24 protein-coding genes are annotated in these 25190 nt (G+C 66.0%); 9 read left to right on the top strand and 15 right to left on the bottom strand.

What is annotated here, in order from left to right; translation table 11 throughout:
* Positions 1-96: 96 nt before the first annotated feature.
* The 4 genes from ACW17Z_RS02765 to ACW17Z_RS02750 all read left to right on the top strand — a co-directional run bounded on the left by ACW17Z_RS02765 (position 97) and on the right by ACW17Z_RS02750 (position 4987).
* Positions 97-843, top strand: a complete 747-nt coding sequence (locus tag ACW17Z_RS02765; protein WP_419317254.1) for a tetratricopeptide repeat protein — start codon at positions 97-99, stop codon at positions 841-843.
* Positions 840-2267, top strand: coding sequence for a PQQ-like beta-propeller repeat protein (locus ACW17Z_RS02760; protein WP_419317253.1), 1428 nt, complete (start codon positions 840-842; stop codon positions 2265-2267). The genes ACW17Z_RS02765 and ACW17Z_RS02760 overlap by 4 nt, the downstream gene beginning before the upstream one ends.
* Before the next feature lie 123 nt (positions 2268-2390).
* On the top strand, positions 2391-4163 hold the full coding sequence (gene der, locus ACW17Z_RS02755; RefSeq protein ID WP_419317250.1) for a ribosome biogenesis GTPase Der: 1773 nt from the start codon (positions 2391-2393) through the stop codon (positions 4161-4163).
* Positions 4164-4261: 98 nt separating this feature from the next.
* Entirely contained in the window at positions 4262-4987 is a 726-nt protein-coding gene (locus ACW17Z_RS02750; protein ID WP_492057476.1) for a hypothetical protein, read from the top strand.
* Between the two features lie 4 nt (positions 4988-4991).
* Here ACW17Z_RS02750 and ACW17Z_RS02745 read toward each other — a convergent pair whose 3' ends face one another.
* The 12 genes from ACW17Z_RS02745 to rpsF form a co-directional block, all read right to left on the bottom strand.
* Complete coding sequence (locus tag ACW17Z_RS02745) at positions 4992-5741, bottom strand: SDR family NAD(P)-dependent oxidoreductase (protein WP_492057475.1); 750 nt, start codon at positions 5739-5741, stop codon at positions 4992-4994.
* A gap of 8 nt (positions 5742-5749) precedes the next feature.
* Positions 5750-6763 carry a bile acid:sodium symporter family protein gene (locus ACW17Z_RS02740; RefSeq protein WP_492057474.1) on the bottom strand — a complete coding sequence of 338 codons (1014 nt, stop codon included), beginning with the start codon at positions 6761-6763 and terminating at the stop codon, positions 5750-5752.
* 11 nt (positions 6764-6774) lie between these two features.
* Positions 6775-8274 carry an amidophosphoribosyltransferase gene (gene purF / locus ACW17Z_RS02735; RefSeq protein WP_492057473.1) on the bottom strand — a complete coding sequence of 500 codons (1500 nt, stop codon included), beginning with the start codon at positions 8272-8274 and terminating at the stop codon, positions 6775-6777.
* The gene (locus ACW17Z_RS02730; protein WP_419317245.1) at positions 8271-8888 is read right to left on the bottom strand and encodes a CvpA family protein; all 618 of its coding nucleotides are present in this window, start codon (positions 8886-8888) and stop codon (positions 8271-8273) included. Before ACW17Z_RS02730 ends, purF begins: the two co-directional genes overlap by 4 nt.
* Positions 8885-10267, bottom strand: coding sequence for a DNA repair protein RadA (radA, locus tag ACW17Z_RS02725; protein ID WP_419317244.1), 1383 nt, complete (start codon positions 10265-10267; stop codon positions 8885-8887). The genes ACW17Z_RS02730 and radA overlap by 4 nt, the downstream gene beginning before the upstream one ends.
* A gap of 71 nt (positions 10268-10338) precedes the next feature.
* The gene (gene alr, locus ACW17Z_RS02720) at positions 10339-11421 is read right to left on the bottom strand and encodes an alanine racemase (RefSeq protein ID WP_492057472.1); all 1083 of its coding nucleotides are present in this window, start codon (positions 11419-11421) and stop codon (positions 10339-10341) included.
* Positions 11422-11484: 63 nt separating this feature from the next.
* Positions 11485-12174, bottom strand: a complete 690-nt coding sequence (locus tag ACW17Z_RS02715) for a MarC family protein (RefSeq protein WP_492057471.1) — start codon at positions 12172-12174, stop codon at positions 11485-11487.
* Between the two features lie 71 nt (positions 12175-12245).
* On the bottom strand, positions 12246-13760 hold the full coding sequence (locus tag ACW17Z_RS02710; protein WP_419317241.1) for a replicative DNA helicase: 1515 nt from the start codon (positions 13758-13760) through the stop codon (positions 12246-12248).
* Positions 13761-13931: 171 nt separating this feature from the next.
* A complete protein-coding gene (locus ACW17Z_RS02705) occupies positions 13932-16361 on the bottom strand; it encodes a TonB-dependent receptor plug domain-containing protein (RefSeq protein ID WP_492057470.1) in 2430 nt (809 codons plus the stop codon).
* Positions 16362-16557: 196 nt separating this feature from the next.
* Complete coding sequence (gene rplI, locus ACW17Z_RS02700; protein ID WP_492057469.1) at positions 16558-17142, bottom strand: 50S ribosomal protein L9; 585 nt, start codon at positions 17140-17142, stop codon at positions 16558-16560.
* A 13-nt stretch (positions 17143-17155) separates the two neighbouring features.
* The gene (gene rpsR, locus ACW17Z_RS02695) at positions 17156-17434 is read right to left on the bottom strand and encodes a 30S ribosomal protein S18 (protein ID WP_419255182.1); all 279 of its coding nucleotides are present in this window, start codon (positions 17432-17434) and stop codon (positions 17156-17158) included.
* A 15-nt stretch (positions 17435-17449) separates the two neighbouring features.
* Positions 17450-17836, bottom strand: a complete 387-nt coding sequence (gene rpsF, locus ACW17Z_RS02690) for a 30S ribosomal protein S6 (protein WP_035048307.1) — start codon at positions 17834-17836, stop codon at positions 17450-17452.
* A gap of 277 nt (positions 17837-18113) precedes the next feature.
* Here rpsF and ACW17Z_RS02685 point away from each other — a divergent pair, with 277 nt between their 5' ends.
* Complete coding sequence (locus ACW17Z_RS02685) at positions 18114-18779, top strand: hypothetical protein (RefSeq protein ID WP_492057468.1); 666 nt, start codon at positions 18114-18116, stop codon at positions 18777-18779.
* On the opposite strand, the gene ACW17Z_RS02680 is transcribed toward ACW17Z_RS02685, so the two are convergent.
* The 3 genes from ACW17Z_RS02680 to ACW17Z_RS02670 all read right to left on the bottom strand — a co-directional run bounded on the left by ACW17Z_RS02680 (position 18754) and on the right by ACW17Z_RS02670 (position 21355).
* A complete protein-coding gene (locus ACW17Z_RS02680) occupies positions 18754-19554 on the bottom strand; it encodes a sterol desaturase family protein (RefSeq protein WP_492057467.1) in 801 nt (266 codons plus the stop codon). The genes ACW17Z_RS02685 and ACW17Z_RS02680 overlap by 26 nt on opposite strands.
* Before the next feature lie 71 nt (positions 19555-19625).
* Positions 19626-20753, bottom strand: a complete 1128-nt coding sequence (locus tag ACW17Z_RS02675) for a helix-turn-helix domain-containing protein (protein ID WP_492057466.1) — start codon at positions 20751-20753, stop codon at positions 19626-19628.
* 68 nt (positions 20754-20821) lie between these two features.
* Entirely contained in the window at positions 20822-21355 is a 534-nt protein-coding gene (locus ACW17Z_RS02670; RefSeq protein WP_492057465.1) for a peroxiredoxin, read from the bottom strand.
* Positions 21356-21529: 174 nt separating this feature from the next.
* On the opposite strand from ACW17Z_RS02670, the gene fabD reads away from it, so the two are divergent.
* The 4 genes from fabD (at position 21530) to fabF (ending at position 25172) form a co-directional block, all read left to right on the top strand.
* On the top strand, positions 21530-22474 hold the full coding sequence (gene fabD, locus ACW17Z_RS02665; protein WP_419317235.1) for an ACP S-malonyltransferase: 945 nt from the start codon (positions 21530-21532) through the stop codon (positions 22472-22474).
* Between the two features lie 126 nt (positions 22475-22600).
* Positions 22601-23341 (top strand): 3-oxoacyl-[acyl-carrier-protein] reductase, encoded by a 741-nt coding sequence (gene fabG, locus ACW17Z_RS02660; protein WP_419255189.1) that lies wholly within the window; start codon positions 22601-22603, stop codon positions 23339-23341.
* Positions 23342-23481: 140 nt separating this feature from the next.
* Positions 23482-23721: an acyl carrier protein gene (locus ACW17Z_RS02655; RefSeq protein WP_007672577.1), complete on the top strand. Its 240-nt coding sequence runs from the start codon at positions 23482-23484 to the stop codon at positions 23719-23721.
* Positions 23722-23891: 170 nt separating this feature from the next.
* Positions 23892-25172 carry a beta-ketoacyl-ACP synthase II gene (gene fabF / locus ACW17Z_RS02650; protein ID WP_419317234.1) on the top strand — a complete coding sequence of 427 codons (1281 nt, stop codon included), beginning with the start codon at positions 23892-23894 and terminating at the stop codon, positions 25170-25172.
* The last annotated feature ends 18 nt before the right edge of the window (positions 25173-25190 follow it).

The following is a 25190-nucleotide window of genomic DNA, read 5'->3' as shown; positions in this document are numbered from 1 at the left end:
GCCGGCCGCATTCTGTTGTAAACCATGCGTCGCCGCCGGATCCGTCCGGCGCCAACGTGTCAGGGCGCTGTCAGCGTCCGTTTCGGAGCCTCGTTCGTGGTCGATGTGTTTGACGAGGTCGAAGAGCAGCTTCGCTCCGACCGTTACAGGACCCTCGCGCTAAAGGCGCTGCCGTGGATCGGCGCCGCGACCGTGGCGGTCGTCATCGGCGTGGGCGGCTACTGGGGCTGGACCACCTATCAGACCAAGGAAGCGGCCAAGGCCTCCGAAACCTATCAGGCCGCGCTCGAGACCATGGGCCGCGAAGGCCCGGCCAAGGGCTTCCCGGCTATGGAGGCGGTGTCCAAGGGCGGGGCCTCGGGCTATCGCGCCCTGGCGCTGATGCATATGGGCGGCATCCGCCTCGAAGAGGGCAAGACCGCCGACGCCGTGCGCTATTTTGACGAAGCGGCCAAGCTTTCTTCCGATCCGGTGATCGGCGACCTGGCGCGCCTCAAATCCGCCTTGGCGCTCATGGATACGGCCTCGTTCAAGGATATCGAAGCGAGGTTGACGCCGTTGGCGGGGGAAAAGAGCCCATATCGTGTGAACGCCAAGGAAGCCCTGGCGTTCGCCAAGCTTCAGGGCGGCGACCTCAAGGGCGCCCGCGAGGACTTCTCTGTTCTTGCCAACCTGCTCGACAACAATTCCGAAGGCGTTCGCCAGCGCTCCCAGGCGGCGATGCAGATGATCGATTCCGGCTCGGCCAAGGACCTGGCCGCTGTCGTCAAGGCCTCGATCGCCTTGCCACCCCCCGCGACCATGCCGATCGCTCCGCAACCCGCGCCGAACAGCGCCCAATGAGCCGCTCCATGAATTCCAAGCGTTCTGTGGCGTTGATCGCGCTGATGTCGGCGGCGGTGACGGTGAGCGGCTGCTCGACGGTCTCCAAGCTCAACCCCTTTGACAAGTCCGAAAAGGACAAGGCCACAGCTACCCAGGGCCAGCGGATCTCGGTCATCGCGTTCGACCAGAAGGTCGAGGCCGCCGAGGTCCTAAAGGGCACCGAATTCTACCTGCCCGAACCGGCCGTCCAGGCCGAATGGCGACTGCCGGGCGGCAGCGCCGAGCAGTCGGTCGAGCATGTCGACGCCGGCAAGGCTTTCGAGATCGCCTGGCGAAAGGGCTTTGGCCAGAAGGGCAACCGCAAGTTCCACATCACGGCCCCGCCGGTGGCGACGGCGGACCGGATCTTCGTCATGGACGGCGAATCCACGGTCTCGGCCATCGACACCAAGACGGGCTCGGTGGACTGGCGAAAGGACCTGCGGCCCTCCGCCGGTCCTGGCAAGGGCGGCGTCTTCGGCTTTGGCGGCGTCAAGAATGACCGACTTGGCTTTGGCGGCGGTCTGGCCCTCAGCCCCGATAACAAGCTGATCGTCTCGTCGGGCTTCCGCTTCGTGGCCCAACTCGACGCCGCGTCCGGCGCTGAAGCCTGGCGTCAGGCCACCTCGACGCCGATCCATGCGGCTCCGACCGTCGTCGACGGTCGCATCTTTGTGGTGTCGACCGACAACGAGCTGCTGACCTACAACGCCGCCACCGGCGCGCCCGGCTGGACCTATCAGGCCTTGATCGAGCCGGCCCGCATCCTGTCGGCGCCCAGCGTTGCGGTTAGCGGCGACACGGCTGTCGCCGGCTTCGCCTCCGGCGAACTGGTCGCCCTGCGCGCCGCCAACGGCAACGATCTGTGGAGCGAAGCCCTGTCGCGCGCCAGCCGTACAAACGCGCTGTCCGAAATCCGCGACATCCCCGGCCGCCCGGTGATCTACAAGGGCGATGTCTTCGCCGTCAGCCATTCGGGCGTGTTCTCGGCCACCGATCTTCGCACCGGTCAGGCGCGCTGGACCCTGCCGATCACCGGCATCACCAGCCCCTGGGCCGCCGGCGACGTCGTCTTTGTCGTCGACAAGTCGGGCCAGGTGATCTGCGTCGCCCGCGAGAGCGGTTCGGTCTACTGGATCCGCGACCTCAATGAGGGCCTGGGCCAGACCAAGCGCCAGAAGAAGAAGCTGGCCAAGCATCCGCGCCTCTGGTCGACGCCGATTCTCGCCTCGGGCCGCCTGATCACCGTTTCCAGCGACGGCGAGGCCGTGGCCCTGAACCCCAAGACCGGCGTGACGGAAAAGACCCTGAAGATCGGCGCGTCGGTTCTGCTGGCCCCGATTGCGGTTGGAGAGATGATCTATCTGGTTACCGACGATGCTCAGGTCGTGGCCATCCGCTAACTCCATTCACCGAACCATTCGGTTCGGTGATCATCAACCTTACGGTCCCGTGACCCGGGCCGGCGCAAGCCGGCCCGGGTCGTTCGCTTTGCGGGAACGGCAAAAATCGACTACTGCAAGCCCATGCCTTTGAAACTCGCAATTGTCGGACGCCCCAATGTGGGCAAGTCCACGCTGTTCAATCGTCTCGCCGGTAAGAAACTGGCCATCGTCGATGACCAGCCCGGGGTCACCCGTGACCGCCGCTATGCCTCCGGCCGCCTCGGCGACCTGGACCTCGAACTGATCGACACGGCCGGCTTTGAGGACGTCTCTGACGAAAGTCTGGAAGCGCGCATGCGCGCCCAGACGGAACTCGCCGTCGAGGAAGCCGACGTTTCGCTGTTCATCTATGACGCCCGCGAGGGCGTTACCCCGCTGGACGAAGTGTTCGCCACTCTGCTGCGTCGTCGCGGCAAGCCGGTGATCATCGCCGCCAACAAGGCCGAGGGTAAGGCCGGCCAGTCGGGCATTGGCGAGGCCTACAAGCTGGGGCTGGGCGAGCCGATCCCGATCTCGGGCGAGCATGGCGAAGGCATGGCCGAGCTGTACGCCGCCATGCTGGCGGCCTTTCCGGAGGACCAGTATTCCGAGGAAGACGATAGCGACGACAAGCCGATCCGGATCGCCATCGTTGGCCGTCCGAACGCTGGCAAGTCCACTCTGGTCAACCGTCTGATCGGCGAGCAACGTCTGCTGACGGGGCCAGAGGCCGGAATTACACGCGACTCGATTTCGGTCGACTGGCTGTGGGACGGCCGCAAGGTTCGTCTGGTCGACACCGCCGGCCTGCGCAAGAAGGCCAAGGTGCAGGAGAAGCTGGAAAAGCTCTCCACCCAGGACTCTATCCGTGCGGTTACCTTTGCCGAGGTGGTGCTGCTGGTGATGGACGCCACCCACCCCTTCGAGGTCCAGGATCTGCAGATCGCCGACCTGACCGAGCGGGAAGGGCGGGCTCTGGTCTTCGTGCTGGCCAAGTGGGACCTGGTCGAAGATCCTGTCGCCCAGCTGAAGGATTTCCGCGAGCACGCCGAGCGCATGCTGCCCCAGCTGCGCGGCGCGCCCGTGGTGGCGTTGTCGGGCGAGACCGGCAAGGGCATCGAGAAGCTGATGCCGGCCGTAATGAAGATCCACAGGGACTGGGCGACCAAGGTCAAGACCCGCGACCTGAACGACTGGCTGCAGATGGCCATGCAGAGGCACCCGCCGCCCGCCGTCAGCGGCAAGCGCGTCAAGCCCAAGTACATGGCCCAGATCAAGGCGCGTCCGCCGACCTTCGTGCTGTTCTCAACCCGCGCCGACCAGATGCCCGAACACTATCGGCGCTATCTGATCAACTCCCTGCGCGAGAGCTTCGACCTGCCTGGGGTGCCTTTGCGCATCACCATCAAGTCGGGCGCCAACCCCTATGCCGATGGCGAGGCCAAGGGCCACAGCGGCCGGGGTAAGCGCGAGTTCGAGCGCCGCGAACGTGAGGAGGAGCGCATCCGCGCCTCGCGCAACACGGTCAAGAAGTCCAAGCGCATCGCCGATGAGGCGGCGGCGGCGGCAGCAGCCGAAGCCGGTCTGCCGCCTCCGGAGAAGGCGCCGGTCAGAGGCCCCAAGAAGTCCGTAAAGGCTGAGGCCAAGACCACCAGCGCTGCCGTCGCTGCGCCCGCCGCCGAGCCCGGTAAGGGCGCCGTCAAGTCGGTCAAGAAGCAGGGACCGCGTGCCCAGAAGAAGGTGTCGAGCACCCCAAGCTACAAGGTCGGCTTCAAGGCCGCCGGCGGCAAGGCTGCCTCGGGGCCCAAGCGTCCCGTCGCGGGTTCAAGCATCGTGCGTGGCAACAAGGGACCGGGCAAGCCGAAGGGACGATAGTCCCACCAGTTGCCTGCAGTCGCATAACGGTGTCATGCTAACCCCCGGCTGAATGCTGGGGGGTCACCATGGTAGCCTTGTCCACAGGCGCAGCCCGCGTGAGCGGGCGTCGCTTCTACGTCTGTATGGCGCTGGCGTTCGTTCTGATCGCCTTTGGCGGGTTCATTCCGACCTATTGGGCCAAGATAGCCAGTGGGACGTTCGCGGGTGCGCCCGTCCTGCACGTGCATGGCCTGTTCTTCTTCACCTGGACGCTGTTTTTCCTGGTCCAGACCTCTCTGGTGGCCAGCGGTCGAACGCTGGACCACCGGACCTGGGGCGTCGCCGGCGTCGCCATCGCCACGGGCATGGCCTTCACGGTCGTGCTGGCCGCGATCAATTCGATGAAGGTCGCCGATGCGATTGGCATGGGTGACGCGGCGCGGCGGTTCTCGATCGTCTCGTTGAGCGCGCTGGCGCTCTTCGTCGGTCTGTTCGTGGCGGCCATCGCCAATGTCAGAAAGCCGGAAGTGCACAAACGGCTGATGGTACTGGCGATGATCCCGCCCATGCAGGCGGCCATGGCGCGGCCGTTTCAGGTGCTGTTCAGTCCTCCCGGCGCCGTGGGGCCGCCGCCGGTGTTTGTCTCTGTTCCGCCCGGGCTGACGGTGGACCTTCTGATCGTTGCGGCGATCATCTACGACTGGCGAACTCGAGGACGGCCGCATCCGGTCTATCTGATCGGCCTGCCGGTGATCCTGGTCCAACAGCTCATGACGGTTCCAATCGGCGGCAGCGCGACATGGATGACCATCGCCCACTGGGTCCAGAATCTGGCGCCGTGAGCGGTCAGCCCAGGCTGGCCGACTCTTGGCCGCGTTCCTTGAACCGCGCCACGCCTTTGGGTGGCTCTCGGTCGGGACGGACCAGATCGATGATGTAGGGGACGATCGTCTCGGGCGCGGGGACCGTCATCGGATCCTCGCCCGGGAAGGCGCCCGAGCGCATCTTGGTGCGCATCGCGCCCGGATCGACGCACAGGGCGCGCACCGGTGTGTTCTCCATCTCGTCGGCATAGCAGTCGACAATGGCTTCCAGACCGGCCTTAGAGGCCGCGTAGCCGCCCCAGAACGCCCTGTGGGTCTTGGCGACACTGCTGGTCAGGAACAGGGCTCGGCCGGCCTCGGAGGCGCGCAGCAGCGGGTCCATCGCCCGGATCAGGCGCCAGTTTGCCGTCAGGTTGGTGGACATGATCATGTCCCAGCCCTTGGGGTCGAGGTGGCCCACGGGGGTGAGGGCGCCCAGCACGCCGGCCGCGCCGACCAGGATGTCCAGCTTGCCCCAGCGCTGGTGCAGGGCCGCGCCCAACTGGTCCAGGCCGTCGGCCTCGCGAAGGTCCAGTGGCACGAGCGTGGCGTGCTCGCCCGTCGCGGCGAAGATGCTGTCGTCTAGGGCTTCGAGCGCGCCCTGGGTGCGTCCGAGGGCCACGACATGCGCGCCGGCTTCCGCCAGGCCCAGGGCGATGGCCGCGCCGATGCCGCGCGTCGCGCCGGTGACCAGGGCGACACGGCCCGCGAGCGGTTTTGCTGAAGAATCCATGGGGGCTTTTAGCGGGTGACGGGGGCTTCTTGAAGCCCGTCCGTCACGTCATCGGCCGGGCGCTTGGCATAGTGCTGGGCGATCACCGAACAGGCCATTAGCTGGATCTGGTGGAAGATCATCAGGGGCAGCACCAGAACCCCGGCGGTGGCGCCCGGAAACAGGATGCCGGCCATGGGCACGCCGGTGGCCATGCTCTTCTTGGAGCCACAGAAGACGATGGCGATCTCGTCGGTCTTGGAGAACCCCAGGGCGCGCGCGCCAAAGGTGGTGGCCAGCAGGATCACGGTCAGCAGGGCCCCGGAGACGATCACCACCAGCACCAGCTCCAGCGGCGAGACCCGCTTCCACAGACCGCCGACCACGGCGGCGCTGAAGGCCGCATACACGACCAGCAGGATCGAGCCGCGGTCGACATAGCCGACCAGCTGCTTGTGCTTCTCGATCCAGCGCCCCACCCACGGCCTGGCCAGTTGGCCGGCGACGAAGGGCAAGAGCAGCTGAATGAGAATGTCCTGGATCGCCTTCCAGCCGCCCGTGCCGGCCTCTGCGTGCATCAGCAGGCTGACCAGCACGGGGGTCAGGAAGATACCCAGCAGGTTGGACGCCGAGGCCGCGCAGACCGCAGCGGCGACATTGCCCCGGGCGATCGAGGTGAAAGCGATGGACGACTGAACCGTCGACGGCAGGCAGGCCAGGAACACCATGCCCGCCGCCATGGTGGGCGACAGGATTCCGGTCCTCGCGGCCAGAAGGCCCAGGATCGGGAAGAGGATGTAGGTGAAGGCCAGTATGGTCAGGTGCAGCCGCCAGTGGGTGACTCCGGCGACCACGGCCTCGCGCGACAGCTTGGCGCCGTGCAGGAAGAACAGAAGCGCGATGGCCAGCTTGACCACGACGCTGAGCACGGAAGCCGCCTCGCCACGCACAGGGACAACCGAGGCCAGCACCACCATGCCAAACAGCAGGATGATGTAGCCGTCGATCTTCAGCTTCGCGAGAAGCTTGGAAAATCCATTCATTTCAAAGAGGCTTACGCACTGAGCAGCGAAAGCTGCTTGTCGTTGGCCTCGTTGCGGCCCTCGGCGACTTCGCGGTCGGTCAAGCGCGTAGGATAGTCGCCGGTGAAATAGTGGTCGGTAAACTGCGGTGTCACCGGGTCGCGCTGGCCGGCTTCCAGCGCCTGGTACAGGCCGTCGACCGACAGGAAGCCCAGGCTGTCGACTTCCAGAAACCGCGCCATCTCCTCCAGCGACTTGTTGGCCGCCAGCAGTTGTTCGCGCTCGGGCATGTCGATGCCGTAGAAGTCTGGCCACTTGATCGGCGGGCTGGCCGAGCGGAGGTGGACTTCCTTGGCGCCGGCTTCGCGGACCATGCGAACGATCTTCAGCGAGGTGGTGCCGCGCACGATCGAGTCATCGATCAGGATGACGCGCTTGCCTTCCAGCACCGCGCGGTTGGGGCTGTGCTTCATGCGCACGCCCAGTTCGCGCACGCCTTGGGTCGGCTGGATGAAAGTGCGGCCCACATAGTGGTTGCGGATGATGCCCAGGTCGAACGGCAGGCCACTTTCCTGCGCATAGCCGATGGCGGCCGGAACGCCGCTGTCCGGGACGGGGACCACGACATCGGCCTCGACGCCCGTCTCGATCGCCAGCCGCTGGCCCATGCGCTTGCGCACGTCATAGACCGACCGGCCGTTCACCACGCTGTCAGGGCGGGCGAAATAGACATACTCGAACACGCAGGGGCGCGCGGCCAGGGTGCTGAAGGGCTTGAGGGATTTAACGCCGGTTTCGGAGATGACCACCATCTCGCCGTGCTCGATGTCGCGTACGAAACGGGCGCCGATCATGTCTAGGGCGCAGGTCTCGGAGGCCAGGACCGGCTGGCCGTCCAGGTCGCCCAACACCAGCGGGCGGATGCCCAGCGGATCGCGGACGCCGATCATCTTCTTGTTGGTGATAGCCACCAGGGCGTAACCGCCCTCGATCTGGCCGACGGCGTCGATGAAGCGGTCGACGATGCGGGCCTTCCGCGAGCGGGCGATCAGGTGAAGGATCACCTCGCTGTCGCTGGTGGACTGGAAGATCGCGCCTTCCTGGACCAGGCGCTCGCGCAGGCTGAGGAAGTTGGTCAGATTGCCATTGTGGGCGATGGCTACGCCGCCGGTTTCCAGATCGGCGAACATCGGCTGGACGTTGCGGATGCCGCTGCCCCCGGCCGTGGAGTAGCGGGTGTGGCCAATGGCCATGCCGCCGGGCAGGCGCTGAACCAGGTCGTTACCGGTAAAGGCGTCACCGACATGGCCCATATGGCGTTCGGTATGAAAGCGCTGGCCGTCGAAGGCGGCGATGCCGCAGGCTTCCTGACCGCGGTGCTGCAGAGCGTGCAGGCCCAGGGCGGTGATGGCGGCAGCATCGCGGACACCGTAGACGCCGAACACGCCGCACTCGAGGCGCAGGGTGTCGTCTTCGGGGTCACGCCACGGGGCGGAGGAGTACCGATCGGTCGACTGGCCGATAAAGCTCATCGCGATTTCTCCACCAGATCGTCGAGGTCCTGACGCTGGTTCTGATCATAGTCTGTTTCGCCGGATTTGCCGTCCGACGGATTGTCGCTGCTCCCCCGCACTGCGCCCTCGATGGCCGGGCCCAGCTTGCCCGCCAGTTCGCCACCCTTGGGGGCGAACACTTTCAGCACCTTGGCGCTGGCGGCGGACAGGGGATAGAAGATCGAGCGCTCGACCCAGGCCGGCACGCGGTCCGCAGGCGTGGCCATGTGGAACAGCATGTTGAAGACGCCCAGGATCACCAGGGCGCGCATCAGGCCAAAGCCGGCGCCGACCACGCGGTCCAGCAGGCCCAGAGAGCTTTCATGCAGGCCGGCGGTCAGCTGTCCGCCGATGAAGCGCAGGATCACGAACGCGACCACGAAGACCAGCAGCAGGGCGCAGGCCGTGGCCGCCCAGTCTGGGTCCATGAGGTCGCGAAAGATCGGACCGCTCATGCGCAGGCCAAACAGGGCGATGGCGGCGGCGAAAATGAACGACAGGGCCGAGGTCAGCTCGCGCGACGCGCCGCGCGCAAAGCCGATCGAGCTGGAGGTGATCAGCAGCAGGCCGGCGATGATGTCGAAAGGCGTCACGTCAGCTGGCCCCAGATCTCGTCGCCGATGCGGCGCACGGCGTCGGCGAGCCGCGCTACCCCCGCCACTGGCAAGGAGCCACCGCCTTCAGGCAGGCCGGAAAGCGATGATAGCGCCCGGCCAAACCCCAGTTTTGCGGCTTCCTTCAAACGTGTCTCCATCCGGCTGACCGGCCGCACCTCGCCCGACAGGCTGACTTCGCCGAACACGACGCAGTCCTGGGGCAGGGCGATATCGAGGGCTGAAGAGGCCAGGGCCGCCGCCGCCGCGAGATCCGCCGCCGGCTCTGTAATGCGCAGGCCGCCAGCGACGTTCAGATAGACGTCCTTGTCGCCAAAACCAAGGCCGCACCGCGATTCAAGTACGGCGAGCACCATGGCGAGGCGCCCTGAGTCCCAGCCCACGACGGCCCGACGCGGCGTTCCGTAGGCGGAGGGCGACACCAGGGCCTGGAATTCCACCAGGACGGGCCGCGAGCCCTCGATGCCGGCGAACACCGCAGCGCCCGCAGCGCGTTCACCGCCCTCGTTGAGGAACAGGGCCGAGGGGTTCTTGACCTCGCGCAGACCCACATCGCCCATCTCGAAGACGCCGATCTCGTCGGTGGCCCCGAAGCGGTTCTTGGCGCCGCGCAGAATGCGGAACGGATAGCCGCGCTCGCCCTCGAAGCTGAGCACCGCATCGACCAAGTGCTCGACCACGCGGGGGCCGGCGATCTGGCCATCCTTGGTGACGTGGCCGACCATCAGGATCGCTACGCCCTTCTTCTTGGCCAGGCGCACCAGTTCCTGGGCGCAGGCGCGGACCTGGGTGACCGTGCCGGGACCCGCCTCGTGGGCGTCGCTCCACATGGTCTGGATCGAGTCGATCACCACCAGGTCGAAATTGTCGCGTTTCAGGCCGTCGAGGATGTCGCGCAGGCTGCTCTCGGCCGCCAGTTTCACCGGCGCCTTCTCGAAGCCCATCCGTTGGGCGCGGCCGCGGATCTGCGCCACGGCCTCCTCACCGGAGATGTAGGCGCAGGACACGCCCTTCATTGAGGCCCGGGCCACCACCTCCAGCAACAGGGTAGATTTCCCCACGCCGGGGTCGCCGCCGATCAGGATGGCCGAACCGGGCACCACCCCGCCGCCACAGACGCGGTCGAACTCGTCGACCCCGGTGATGATGCGAGGCGGGGCGGGGGTGTCGCTTTCCAGATCGGTGAACTGCAGGCCGCGCGTGCGGGTGGCCTTGGTGACGGAAAGCGCGCCCGGCGCTCGCGCGCCAACTTCTTCGGCCAGGGTGTTCCAGGATTGGCAGGCCGGGCATTGTCCCGACCACTTGGTCTGGACCGCGCCGCAAGACTGGCAGGCGTAGACGGCGCCGTCACGGGCCATGGAAGCTCCTGATTCTCGGATGGGAGGAGACTACAGGGTGACGGGGCCGTGCGCCAAAGGCGGACGTGGGTTTAGACGATCACCCGGCGGGCCCTGGGCGCGATCCTTGTCAGCAGCTCATAGGCCGTAGTGCCCGCCGCCGCCGCCGCGTCGTCGACGGGCAGGTCAGGGCCGATGATCTGCATCATCGCGCCGGGGCGGGCGGCGTCGCAGTCGGTGATGTCGACGGCGATCAGGTCCATGGAGACCCGGCCCAGCATCGGACGGCGTTGGCCGTCGAACCACACCGCGCCGCGCGGATGGGCCGAGCGCGGTATGCCGTCGGCATAGCCGGCCGCCAGGATGGCGACGCGGGTGTTGTCGGTCGCCGTATAGGTCGCGCCATAGCCGATGCTTTCGCCGCGCGGCACGTTGCGGGTCTGGAGAACCGGAGCCTCCAGGGTGACCACGGCCTTGATCCTCGCGTCGGGGACATCGCGGGGGCCGCCGCCATAGAGGCTGACGCCGGGGCGGACCTGGTCGAAGCAGTAGGCGCCGCCCAGGAAGATGCCCGCCGAATTGGCCAGGCTGCGACGTGCGTTCGGGAACAGGGTCGTCGCTTCGTGGAAGCGCTCCAACTGCCTCACGTTCAGCGGATGATCCGGCGCGTTGGCGCAGGCCAGGTGGCTCATCACCTGGGTGATCTCGACATGCTTGAGCCGGTCCATGGCGCCCAGCAGGACGCGGACCTCTTCCAGGCGCAGGCCCAGACGGTTCATGCCGGTGTCGACATGCAGCGTTGCGGACAGCCGCCCGCCGCGCGCGTGGCTGTTCCAGGCCTCGATCTGCGGCAGGCTGTTAAGCGTCGGCGTCAGGCGCGCCGCCTCCATCGCGGCGGCCGAGCCCGGCGTGACGCCATCCAGAACGTGTATGGCCGCGTCGCGGTCGCCCAGGCTCTGGCGCAGGGCCAGGCCCTCGGAGAGGCGGGCAGTGTAGAAACTGCGCGCGCCTTCGTCCCACAGACGGTCAGCGACGATCGAAGCGCCGACACCGTAGCCGTCGGCCTTCACCGCCGGGGCGACCTCCGCGCCGCAGGCGGCGTCTCGCAGGGCGCGATAATTGGCGGCCAGAGCCTCGAGGTCGATCGTCAGGCGGCTGTCGGAAGGATCGGTCACGAGGGCTCGGCAATCAGGGAAGCGGCGCGTCAGGGCGTAGCGGAGCCGGCCGGGCTTTTCCAGCTAGAACGCGCCGGGATGGCTCGCCAGGAACACCGAGACCAGGTTCTCGAAGCCAGAGGCGGTGATCTGCACCCCGATGCACAGCAGCAGGAACGCCACCAGCCGCGACAGCACCCGGGCGCCGGACTGGCCCAGCAGACGCGTGACGCGGCCCGAGGCGCGATAGAGCAACCAGACCAGGATCGCCACGCCCGCTGCCGCCAGTCCCGCGCCCAGGAAGAAGGCCACGGCGCTGCCCTGGGTGGGGCGCTGCGAGGACAGGGCGATCGCCACCGAGATCGAGCCGGGACCTGTCGTGAACGGCATGGTCATGGGGAAGAAGGCGATGTCTTCCTGACGCTTGGCCGGTTCGGTGTCGCTGGTCTTGCGGTCTTCATGCTCCTGCGGATCCATCAGCAGGCCCCAGGCGCGGATCGCCACTACCAGGCCGCCGGCCACCCGCAGGGCGCCCAGGCTGACGCCGAAGAAGTTGAGGATATAGCCACCCAGCAGCAGCGACCCCAGCAGCACCAGGAAGGAATAGAAGCCGATGCTGCGGGCCAGCTTGCGACGCTCGTCCTGACCCCGACTGCCCATCGCCTGGTCGAAGATCAGCGAGGCGCCGACCGGATTGACGATCGAGAACAGGGCCGGAAAGGCCAGCAGGAACGCGCCGATCAGGCTGGAGACGGGCAGGGGGCTGAAATCCACGGGCGACTCGTCGATCCGGAGGGCGGGCGGATGACCCTCGCCCGATGCGGCGTCTCAGGTCAAACCAGCGCCTACTCGTCTGACGGAATATTCCGCGCCTGGGCGAAATAGTGATCGCGGGCCAGGTTGCCGAAGCGGGTGGTGTCGCTGTTGAACGACAGGCGCACGGTGCCGATGGGGCCGTGACGCTGCTTGGCGATGATCACCTCGGCCAGGCCTTGCAGGCGGTCCATGTCTTCCTGCCAGGTCAGGTGCTCGGGCGTGCCTTCGCGCGGTTCGGCCCGGCCGACATAGTAGCTTTCACGATAGACGAACCAGACCATGTCGGCGTCCTGCTCGATCGAGCCGGACTCGCGAAGGTCGGACAACTGGGGCCGCTTGTCCTCGCGCTGCTCGACCTGACGCGACAGCTGCGACAGGGCGATGACCGGACAGCCCAGTTCCTTGGCCAGGGATTTGAGGCCCATGGTGATCTGGCTGACTTCCTGAACGCGGTTGGCGTTGGAGCCAAGGTCCGAGCCCGTTACCAGCTGCAGGTAGTCGACGACCACCAGGTCCAGGCCAACCTGACGCTTCAGGCGCCGCGCCCGGGCTGTCAGCTTGGCGATCGAGATACCACCGGTGGCGTCGATATAGAGGGGCGCTTCCTGCAGCTCCATGGCCGCATCGCGGACCCGGCCAAACTCCGAGGCGTCGATCTCGCCCTTGCGGAGGCGGTCGCCTGAAACGCCCGAGGCGTCGGCCAGCATACGCAGAGCGAGCTGTTCGGCGCTCATTTCCAGCGAGTAGAAGGCCACGACGCCGCCCTGGACGGTCTTCTTGGTGCCGTCCGGCTGGATCTCGTAGGCGTACTTGCGGGCAATATTGAAGGCGATGTTGGTGGCCAGGGCGGTCTTGCCCATCGACGGGCGACCGGCCAGCACGATCAGGTCGGAGGGGTGCAGCCCGCCGACCTTCTGATCGAGGTCGGTCAGCTCGGTGGCGACGCCCGACATGCCGCCATCGCGGCTGTAGGCTTCAGCCGTCATCTCGACGGCGCCGCGCAGGGCGTCGCCGAAGGTGACGAAACCGGACGAGGCCGTGCCGCTTTCGGCCAGGGTATAGAGCTGCTGTTCCGCCGACTCGATCTGGTCGCGGGCCGGGCGGATCTCGTCGCCGCCGCCGTGGGCGGCGGTCGATATCTCTCCGCCGATGCGGATCAGGTCACGGCGAAGGGCCAAGTCGAACACGGCTCGGGCATAGTCGCCGACATTGGCGGCCGGCGGCGCGCGGTCGACCAGATCTGCCAGGTAGCGCAGGCCACCCAGTTCCTCGAACGCCGGGTCCTTCTTGAATTCGTCGGCCAGCAGGATCGGCTCGGCCAGCTGGCCCTTGCGGATATGGGTCTCGATCGACTGGAACAGCCGCTGATGGAAGGGCTCATAAAAGTGGCGGCCGTTCAGGGCGTCGGTCAGCCGCTCATAGGCCGCGTTGTCGTACAGCAGCACGCCCAGCAGCGCCTGCTCGGCTTCCAGGTTGTGTGGCGCGACGGCGATGGTGATGTCCGCATGGGGCGGACGAAGGTCGAGAGCGGGGACGAGAGACATCGTCGCAGGTTAACGCGCGGGCCTTTTTCGTGCGCGCGTCGTGTGGACGCACGGACAAGATGAACGGGGATGTTTTGTGTATGTTCCAGGCCCGCTCAGAGCAAGAAACCCGCCTAAGAAAAAGGCGCGGAGATCGCTCTCCGCGCCTTTCCAGGATGACCGAGGGTCAGCCTACCAGTTGATGCTCAGGCGGGTGTAGAGGAACCGCCCGTTGAAGCCGAACGGCGAGAAGGATGTGAAAGCGGTAGCGTTGGTCGTGTTGACCGTCACCGGCGTGCGGTTGGGGTATTCGTCGAACATGTTGTTGGCCCCGACCGCCAGAGTGACGTGCTCGGTGAAGCCGTAACGCGCCTCAAGATCGACGACCGCCTTGTCGCCCGTCCTCACATCGAAGGCTCCCGTAGCGTCGTTGTTGGGCGACAGGACCGAGCCATAGAAGGTGGTCTTCAGGCTGGCGCCCCATTTGTCCTTGGCCCAGTCGCCGGCCAGGGTGACCTTGGACTTGGGGGTGCCTTCCTCAAAAGTCAGGACGTTGGCGCGGGCAAACAGGGTCGGCGGCACCGGCAGGGACGACAGGGCATTGGTCGTCGGGATCTTGGTGACGTCGGTTTCATTGAAGTTCGCGGCCGCCGTCAGATCGAAGACGCCGCCTTCGTCAGCATCCAGCCGGTAGCGCGCAACCACGTCGATGCCCCGGGTCTCGGTCTCGACGCCGTTGATGAAGAAGCGGGCGGCCGTGACATTGAAGGGCCGCAGCAGGTTGTTGATCGTCTGCTGCGTCGGGGTCCCGGTGGCCGAGCCCTGGATGTTCTCCGACAGCACGATGCGGTTGTCGATATTGATCCGGTAGGCGTCGACCGTCACTTCGAACGGGCCTTTGTGGAAGACCAGGCCGAGCGAGTAGTTGGTCGATTTCTCGGCTTCCAGCGGCTTGGCGCCCAGCACCTTGGCCACGGCGCTGGTGGCCGGGAAAGTGCCGACCTCGACCGGGGTCGAGACGCCGTTGATGATGATGAAGTTGGTCGAGGTGGTGGTAAAGAACTGCTGCTGAAGGGCCGGGGCTCGGAAGCCCGTCGAGGCCGCGCCGCGAACGGCAAGACCATCGGCCAGTTCAAAGCGCGCGGCCAGCTTGCCCGTAGTGGTCGCGCCGAAGTCGGAATAGTCCTCGTAGCGAAGAGCAGCCGAAGCGGTGAAGCGCTCGGTCAGACGCGATTCCAGGTCGAGATAGACGCCCACATTGTTGCGGTCCTTGGACAGCACGTTGGACGGTTGGAAGCCGGGGAAGCCCTGCGCGCCGGCTGCCGACGAGGTGAGCGGTCCGCGATTGTAGGACGTCGGCTCGCCAGCCCGGATCGAATAGCCCTCCCAGCGCGCTTCGGCGCCGAAGGCGACGTTCAGCGGCTCATAGGCGCCGATGTCGACGCCGCGTGAGACGTCCAGGCCGACGACGGTCTGGTCGTAGCTCATGCCACCGGAGTTGAAGCTGGTCTGGCTGGCGGCGCCATAGGAGGCGTTGGCCGAGCTTTCGGTGCGGTAGTCGATCTTGTTCTTGCCGTAGGCGACGTTCAGGTCGAGCTTGAAGCCGCCCAATTCACCGCGCAGGCCAGCGGCGGCCGTGGTGTCGGTGATGTCGCTGGCGATGAGCGGCAGGAAGCCGTTGGGATAGATTGAAGCGACCGGAACCTGACGGGCGTCGCCGACAATGCGGGGGAACGCGGCGCTGGCGCCCTCGCGCGCCTGGTAGCCGGCCCATCCATAGGCGTCCCATGTCTCGCTGACCGGCAGGCCTGCGTTGAAATAGATCGTCTTGTCGGTGACTTCAGCGTCACCATAGCGGGACGTGACTCGGGCGGGAGTGACGCGGACGTCGATGTCGCCGCGGCTGGTCGGGTTGCGGTCCCGGTACTCGGCCGAAATGGTCAGGAAGCCTTCAGGACCCAGGGGCAGGCCCTGCCAGGCCTGCAAGGTCACCGTTTGGCCGTCTTTTTCGTCGCGACCATCGGTGTTGCGCGCGGTCTTCACCTCGGTGTCGTACCGGCCATAGGTGGCGATCGCGCCGCCGCCGCTGCGGGCTTCGCGAAGACGCAGGTTGATCACGCCGGCGATGGCGTCGGATCCGTACTGAGCCGAGGCTCCGTCGCGCAGCACCTCGACGCGGTTGAGCGCGATGGTCGGGATGGCGTTGAGGTCAACCGCAGCCGAGCCGCGACCGATCGAGCCGTTGACATTGACCAGCGCCGTGGCGTGGCGGCGCGTGCCGTTGACGAGCACCAGAGTCTGGTCAGGCGACAGTCCGCGCAGGGTGGCGGGACGGATGTGGTCGGTGCCGTCGGTAATGGCGGGCCGCGGGAAGTTGATGGACGGCGCCAGGGTCGACAGCGACTGGGCCAACTCGGTCGTGCCGGTGCGGGTCAGGGCCTTTTCGCTGACGATGTCGACGGGGGCGATGGTGTCGAGTCGCGTGCGGCCGGCCGTGCGGGTGCCGGTGACCACCACCTGCTCGAGATTGGCGGCGTCTTCGGTCGCAGTGGACTGGGCTTGGGCGGAGCCGGCGATCGCAGCGACAGACGCTGCGGTGAACAGCAGGATTCTAAAGCTCATGTGTATTCCCCTCAAGGTTTCCCCGGGGGCCGATTTGATGATCGGTCTGTCCGGGCACGGAGGCTTGTCGCCTCGAGAGAAGAACATGGGCGCACAAACGGGCGCCTACAAGTTGAACATTTCTTGGTTGCTATGCAGAAAAAACGGCGCGGATTGCTCCGCGCCGTTTCTCAATAGATCACCGATCCAGTCAGGATCAGGACTCGTAGTGGTCGCCTTCGAACGAACCGGCGCCACCGGCGGCCATGTCCGAGGCCGCTTCGGCGTCAGCCGCGCGGTCTTCTTCGAATTGAGCGGCGACGACGTCTTCACCGCGCGACTGGCGCTCGGCTTCGTCGGCGCTGCGCGCGATGTTGAGGGTGATCGTGACGGTCACCTCGGCGTGCAGCTTCACCTTCACTTCATGGACGCCCAGATTCTTGATGGGCTTGTCCAGGACGATCATCGAGCGATCGACCTTGCCGCCTTCAGCCTTGATGGCGTCGGCGACGTCGCGACCCGCGACCGAACCGTACAACTGGCCGCTTTCGCCAGCCTGACGGATCATCACGTATTGCGTTCCGTCGAGGGTCTCGCCCACAGCGCCGGCGGCTTCGCGGTTCTTGACGTTGCGCACTTCGATTTCAGCACGCTGAACTTCGAAGGACTTCATGTTGGCGGCGTTGGCGCGAAGGGCCTTGTGGCGCGGCAGCAGGAAGTTACGGGCAAAGCCGTCCTTCACGGTGACAACCTCGCCGAGGATGCCAGTGCCTTCAACGCGTTCGAGCAGAATGACTTTCATCGTGGTGTCTCCCTTACTTCACGACGTAGGGGAGCAGAGCCAGGAAGCGGGCGCGCTTGATGGCCTTGGCCAGTTCGCGTTGCTTCTTGGCCGACACCGCAGTGATGCGCGACGGAACGATCTTGCCGCGCTCGGAAACGTAGCGCTGCAGGAGCTTGACGTCCTTGTAGTCGATCTTCGGAGCGTTGGCGCCGGAGAACGGGCACACCTTGCGGCGGCGGAAGAACGGGCGGCGGGCGCCGCCAGCGGCGGGCGCGCCAGCGCCGGCTTCGGGAGCAGTGGTATCGGTCATGATCTCTCTTCTCCCTTACGCGGCCGCGAATTCGTCGCGCGGACGGTCCGAACGCTCGGGGCGCTCGCTACGTTCGCGGTCACGACGGGCCAGAACCGGCGACAGTTCCAGGTCCAGCTCTTCCACGCGGATGGTCATGAAGCGCAGAACGTCTTCATTGATCAGCAGCTGGCGCTCGACTTCCTTGACCGCCGGCGCCGGAGCGTCGATGGCGAGCAGGGAATAGTGGCCCTTGCGGTTCTTCTTGATGCGATAGGTGAGGTTACGCAGGCCCCAGTATTCGATCTTGGCGATGTGACCGCCGCCTTCTTCGATCAGGGCTTTGATTTGCTCGTTCAGAGCTTCGGCCTGTTGCGGCGAGATATCCTGCCGCGCGATGACCACGTGTTCGTAGAACGCCATGTTTTCCTTCTTCCGGTTTGGACAGCGGCGCGGCCGACGGCGGAAGTCCGACGACCACGATGGTTCCAGAGCGCCGAGCGGGAAATCCCGTACCCGTGAGGGCTGCGCCAAAGACCGCCATCCGTGAGAACGCGCGCTACTACAGGAGAAGGCGGGGAGAAGCAAGATTGCTTTGCTCCGCCGCATTTTTCGACATTCGCGAGGCCGTGGCGAAACCTGCGGGCCAAGCGGCCAGCTTCACCTTGCCGCAAGGATAGCTTGTGCTAGGAAGCAGAGCATGAAGTCTAGCGCTGTCATCAGCGCCCTCGGGGCCTTTGCGCTGTCGGCGAGTTTCGCCGCTCCAGCCGCAGCCCAGGCGATTCAGAAGCCTGACCTGTCGGTGTCGGCGAATGACGGCCGCTTCACCGGCTATTCGGCCGCCCTGCCGCTGGATCTTTCCACCGACACCGAGAGCGCCAGATTCACCGCCAGGGTCGCGGGCACGCTGGAAAGCCCGACCTATGACCTGGATCTGAACCTGAGCCAGAAGCCCGACGAGGCGAGGACCGGCAAGCGCTCCCTGGCTCTGGGCGCCTCGTGGAACGACCGTGAGGCCCGGCTGCGCTCCTCTATGTCGAAGATGTTCGGCTTCGGTGTCCTGCCGCGCGCCAACTATGTCAGCGTCTCGATGGACATGAACGCCAGCCAGGTCATCGCCGTCCCGGGCCAGATCCCGGTGGCGCGGGCCAATGTGCGCTCGGCCCTTACCCTGGACGGCAAGCCGATCGGGTCCATCGCCGTCGGCGGCGGCTCGATGGGCGACGAGGGCGTCGATCTCAGCTTCACCCGTCCGTTCGACATCCCCGCCGAGTTCACCGTCAGCCTGCGGGCCGCCGCCACCCACGAGGAGTGGCGGGTCCAGGACAGCCGCTTCATGATCAAGCTGGTGAAGGCGAGCTGGTAGCCCGCCGCTGTTTCGCGGTCACGGCGGCGAACCTCGTCAGATAGTCCGGGTGCTCGGTGCCCATCCAGCGATCCCACCAGGTGAAATAGAGCCCGTAGTTGTAGCCTGCCTGCGCGTGGTGAAGGTCATGGTGCGTCACGCTGGTCAGCCAGGGCAGCAGCGGGCGGCCGTCCTTGCGGGCCGGGAACAGCTCGTAGCCGCTGTGGCCGATGGTGTTGCGGGCGATCTGGTGCAGCACAAACAGCCCGATGACTGGCCACTGGGTCGGGACGATCAGCATCCACAGCGGCACGAACAGCGCGGCGATCACGGCCTCGCCCAAATCGAAGCTATAGGCGGTGAAGGGCGAGGGGTTGTTCGAGCGGTGATGCCGCCGGTGGAAGACGCGAAACAGCCGCCGGTCATGGATCAGGCGATGGGTCCAGTAGAACCACGCGTCGTGGCCGATGATCATCAGGACCAGACTGGCCCAGAACCAGATCGGCCCCAGTTCGCGCGCGATGAAAGGCCCCTGCATCAGGCCGGCGCGGAACAGTCCGAAGGTCAGCAGCCCCATCGTCGAGAAGATCATGATCGAGCGGATCGAGATCAGGAACTCAAGGACAAGCTGGCGGGCCGGTGGCCGCGTATCGCGGATCTTGCGTCCGGCCAGGGGGCGGGCCAGCACGACCCAAAGGATCAGCCAGACGCCGACCGAAAACAGGACGTAGCGGGTGACATCGGCCTGCATGGCGATCAGCCAGTTGTGGGCGAAGGGGAGTAGGGCATCGAGCATTGGTGGCTCCTTGGGGGATGAACTTAGCCAGGGAGCCTGTTGCGGAGCGACAGGTCGCGCCGTTCTCGAAATCAGGCGCGTTTGTCGGCTTTCGATGCGGCTTGCGCGGTTTCGACCAGTCGCAGATGCGGCAGGGCTGGCGTCGCCTCTTGACGCCAGGCGGTAGGTGGAACGCCGACGACGGCCCGGAACGCACGGTTGAAGGGGCCCAGAGAGCCAAAGCCCAGCTCATAGGCGATGGTCGAGACCGACTTCAGGGCCTGTTCCGGATCGGCGAGCGCGACCTTGGCCGCCTCGATCCGCCGGCCGTTGACGTAGTCGGCGAAATTGCGATGGCCCAGCACGCCGTTGATCAGCTTGCGCAGGCGATGCTCGGGCGCGCCGACCAGAGCGGCCAGGGCGCCGATCGACAGGTCCTCGCCGCGCCAGACTTCGTTCTCGGTCATGGCCTTTTCCAGGCGCGCCAGAACAAGCCGGTCGGCGGGCGTCAGATCAAGCGCTTCAGCAGGCTTGGGCGTGGGCGCGGCGTCGGATGCCACGGCCGCCTGCACGAGCATGGGCTCGGCGCGCAACAGCGCCAGGGCTGACCCTATCCCGAGGGCGGCGAGAGACAGGGCCTGAACCAGGCTGGGCAGCACCGGCCCGTGTCCGAAGCTGAAATCACAGAGGTTCTGGATAAACATGTAGCCGGTTGCAGCGGCGGCGAGAGGCGCACGAAGACGACGGCGACGCTCAACCAGATCGATGCGCCAGCCCCGCCAGGCTGTCAGCAGGATGTGACAATGGATGCCCACCGAGAAGGCGGCGAACAGCCACCATGCGGCTGCGCGCGCGGGAGACGTAGGCAAAAGCGCGCCAGCCGCCCAAAGGGCCAGGACGGCCCCGGGGACGGAGAAGCGCCAGAGCGGGATCGACGGTTCATCCTCGAAAAGCACCGAGCAAAACAGCCAGAAGACGCCGGCCGCCGACGCGGACAGGGCCCAGGTCACAAGGTCGTAGTGCCGGCTTAGGGTGTAGTAGAAATGGCCGTCGACGACGTGGGCAATGGCGCAGGCCATCATCAGAACACCGACCCAGCGGGTCGGGGTCATTTTCCGGCTAGCGCCGAGGGCGACGGCTGTCGCGGCAAAGGCGCCGACGGCGATGCCCCGGACCCCGATTTCGAGGGCGGCGAACGGAATTTGGGCGGGATCGGTCATGCCCGATCCTTTTCTGCAGGTCTCGCGGCTTGCAAGCCGCGAGACTGGTCGGAATTGAAAAGGCCTTGCTACTTCTTGGCCTTGTAGGCCTTCACCGCGTCCATGGTCTTGGTGACATGGCCGACGAAGTTGCCGTCGGTATAGGCCATCAGGATCTTGCCGTCGGGCGCGATGACGTACGAGGTGCGGTTGGACCAGCCGCCCGGCATCGGCAGCGATACGTCATAGGCCTTGATCAGTCCGTCCGGCGCGGCGGCCACGGCGAACTTGTCGCGGCAGTGCTCCTTGGAGAAGGCCTTGATCTTGTCGACATTGCCGGCGGTCACGCCGATCACCGTCGCGCCCATCTTTTCGAAGTCGGGTGTCGCTTCCGCGAACTCATGCGCCTCGGCGGTGCAGCCGGCGGTATAGGCGGCCGGGAAGAAGTAGAGCACCACCGGGCCCTTCTTCAGGGCCTTGGACAGGGTGAAGCTGTAGTCGGCGCCGGCCAGGGCGGCCGAGGCGGTGAAGTCGGGGGCCTTGTCGCCCGGCTTCAGGGCGGCCAGAGCGGGCGTGGCGGAGAGCGCTGCAATGGCCGCGAGGCCGGCGGTCAGGCGGTTCATTGAAAACTCCATCGATGGTTCATCGCCCGAGCTACGGTGCAGGGGGCAATTTGGACGCCTGACGATGGAATACAAGCCATGGTCACCGGAGCCGCGCACTTGCCGGACAGGGGCCTTTCCCCTAACCCTCCGGCCCCAATACGGTGTTGAATCTCTAGAACGGAGCGGGCTTCCATGAGCATCGCCTTCATTTTCCCCGGTCAGGGCAGCCAGTCGGTCGGCATGGGCGCCGATCTCGCCCAGGCCTTCGCCGCAGCCCGAGAAGTCTTCCAGGAAGTTGACGACGCCCTGGGCCAGAAGCTTTTCGCCCTGATGAAGGAAGGTCCGGAGAGCGACCTGACCCTCACCGAGAACGCCCAGCCCGCCTTGATGGCGGTCAGTCTGGCCGTGTCCCGCGTGCTGGAAAAGGAATTCGGGATCGGTATCGACCGCGCCGCCTTCGTCGCCGGTCATAGCCTGGGCGAGTATTCGGCCCTGGCCGCCGCCGGCGCGATCACCCTGTCCGACACCGCGCGCCTGCTGAAGCTGCGCGGCCAGGCCATGCAGCGCGCCGTGCCGGTGGGCGAAGGCGCCATGGCCTCGCTGATCGGTCCAAAGACCGACCTGGCGCTCGCGGAAGCGGCCGCCGCTGCGGGTTCGGAAGTCGGCGTCTGCGTCGTGGCCAATGACAACAACAACGGCAACGTGGTGATTTCGGGCGACAAGGCCGCAGTCGACAGGGCCATCGAGAAGGCCAAGGAACTGGGCGCCCGCGCCATTCCGCTGAACGTCTCTGCCCCCTTTCACTGCCCTCTGATGCGGCCTGCAGCCGATGAGATGGCCGAGGCTCTGGCCACGACCACCATTGTTTCGCCCCGTGCGCCTCTGGTGGCCAACATCACCGCCGGTCCCGTGCACGACCCCGACGTCATTCGCGGACTGCTGATTGAACAGGTCACTGGCCGCGTCCGTTGGCGCGAGAGCATGATCTGGCTGGCGGGAGAGGGTGGCGTCACGCGCTTCGCCGAAGCGGGCGCCGGCAAGGTTCTGTCGGGCATGGCCAAGCGCATCGCTCCGGACGCCGAAGCCACGCCGCTGAACAGCCCGGCCGACATAGAAGCCTTCGCCAAGTCGCTATAGCGACTGTCATCCCGGGCATGCGCGAAGCGCGCAGACCCGGGGCCGCAACAAACGCCGGCGTGTCCGGCGGTCCCGGATCTGAGCTACGCTTCGCCTGGGATGACAGACAAGATTGGGAGAAATCCAATGTTCGATCTCACCGGCAAGACCGCCCTTGTCACCGGCGCCACGGGCGGCATCGGCGGGGCTATCGCCAAGGCCCTGCATGCCCAAGGCGCCCATGTCGTGCTCTCGGGCACCCGCGAATCAGCTCTGACCGAGCTGAAGGCGCAACTGGGCGAACGCGCTTCATTCGTGGTGGCCAATCTATCGGATGCGCAGGCCGTGGACGGTCTGGTCGCCAAGGCCGAGGAAGCCGCCGGCGCGCCGCTGGATATCGTCATCGCCAATGCCGGCATCACCCGCGACGGCCTTATCGTGCGGATGAAGGACGAGGACTGGGACACCGTCATCAAGGTGAACCTGGAGGGCTACTTCCGCCTGGCTCGTGCAGCCGCCAAAGGGATGATGAAGCGCCGCTCGGGCCGCATCATCGGCATCACCTCGGTTGTGGGCGTGACCGGCAATGCCGGACAGACCAACTATGCGGCTTCAAAGGCCGGAATGATCGGGTTTTCCAAGGCCTTGGCCCAGGAACTGGCCAGCCGCAACGTCACGGTCAACTGTGTCGCGCCCGGCTTCATCGCCAGCCCGATGACCGACGCCCTGACCGACGCCCAGAAGGCCGGCATCCTGTCGGGCATCCCGGCGGGTCGCCTTGGCGAAGGCAGCGATATCGCCGCAGCCTGCGTTTACCTGGCCAGCGACCAGGGCGCCTATGTGACCGGTCAGACCTTGCACGTGAACGGCGGTATGGCCATGATCTAGCCCCGCCATGTTTCTTGACGGGGGACCCGCTGGTCACCCGAAAAGGAACGTGATAGGCGGAGGCCGACAATTCCCGTGAATGGAAAGGCCTTGGCCAAACCGTTGGCGGACAACAGATTCAAAACTGAGGGACTAACAGAATGTCCGACATTCTCGAGCGCGTGCGTAAGATCGTCATCGAGCACCTGGATGCCGATCCCGAGAAGGTCACGGAGAAGGCCAGCTTCATCGATGACCTGGGTGCCGACAGCCTCGACAACGTCGAGCTGGTGATGGCGTTCGAAGAAGAGTTCGACATCGAAATTCCGGACGACGCCGCCGAGCACATCCAGACGGTCGGCGACGCTGTGAAGTTCATCACGGAAAAGACGGGCGCCTAAGGGCGTCGGGTTCGCTTTTGAGGCGAACAGACTATCACCGCCGCGCAGCACGGGCTCTTGCCATCGTGCGCGCGGCGGTTTTCGTATGTGGCCGAGAGTCGCGGCCGGAGGGGGCGTCGGATTCGTCCGCAAGTCCCATATGTACGCGGTACGAAGGTTGGGAGTGATCCATGCGTAGAGTTGTTGTCACCGGTCTTGGCCTGCTGACCCCGTTGGGGCATGGCGTCGAGGTGTCCTGGAAGAACATCCTTGCTGGCAAGTCCGGCGCAAATCGGATCTCGGCCTTCGATCCGACTGACTACGCCTGCAAGGTCGCGTGTGAGGTTCCGCGCGTCGATGGACGCGGTGGCGGCGGGCCTGACGTGGAAGGCGCGTTCAATCCCGACCTGACCATGAGCCCGCGCGACCAGAAGCGGGTCGACAATTTCATTCTCTACGGCGTCGCCGCTGCCGACGAAGCCGTGAAGGATTCGGGTTGGGTCCCGGAAACCGAGGAAGACAAGTACCGCACGGGCGTGATCATGGGCTCGGGCATCGGGGGCCTGTCCACGATCGCCGAGACCGCTATTGAGCTCGAGGCTCGAGGCCCGCGCAAGGTCAGCCCGTTCTTCATCTCTTCGGCCCTGATCAATCTGATCTCGGGCCAGGTCTCGATCCGCTACGGTTTCAAGGGCCCCAACCACTCGGTGGTCACGGCCTGCGCCACGGGCGCCCACGCCATCGGCGACGCCGCCCGCCTGATCAAGTACGGCGACGCCGACGTGATGGTGGCCGGCGGCGCCGAAGCGGCGGTCTGCAAGGTTGGCATCGCCGGCTTCATCGCCTGCCGCGCCGTCTCGACCGACTTCAACGACACCCCTGAGAAGGCCTCGCGTCCCTATGACCAGGACCGCGACGGCTTCGTGATGGGCGAGGGCGCCGGCGCCCTGGTCCTGGAAGAGTACGAGCACGCCAAGGCGCGCGGCGCCAAGATCTATGCCGAGGTCGTCGGCTATGGCCTGTCGGGCGACGCCTATCACATCACCGCCCCGTCCGAGGACGGCGACGGCGGCTTCCGGGCCCTGTCGGCGGCCGTGAAGGACGCTGGCCTGCAGCCTTCGGACATTGATTACGTCAACGCCCACGGCACCTCGACCATGGCCGACGGCATCGAGGCCAAGGCCGTCGAGCGCTTCCTGGGCGATCACGCCAAGAACGTGGTGATGTCGTCGACCAAGTCGATGACCGGCCACCTGCTGGGCGCGGCCGGCGCCATCGAGGGCATCTTCTCGATCCTGGCGATCCGCGACCAGATCGCGCCGCCGACCATCAATCTCGACAACCCTAATGTCGACGTCGCCATGAACCTGGCGCCCAACAAGGCCGTGCCGATGAAGATCGACGTCGCCGTCTCCAACAGCTTTGGCTTCGGCGGCACCAACGCCTCCGTCGTGTTCCGTAAAATCTCGTGAGCCGCAAAGCCGCTCCGC

Source organism: Caulobacter sp. GSs2 (assembly GCF_058680895.1).
The sequence above is the reverse complement of the archived record's forward strand: the minus strand, read 5'-3'. Positions and strand labels throughout refer to the sequence as shown.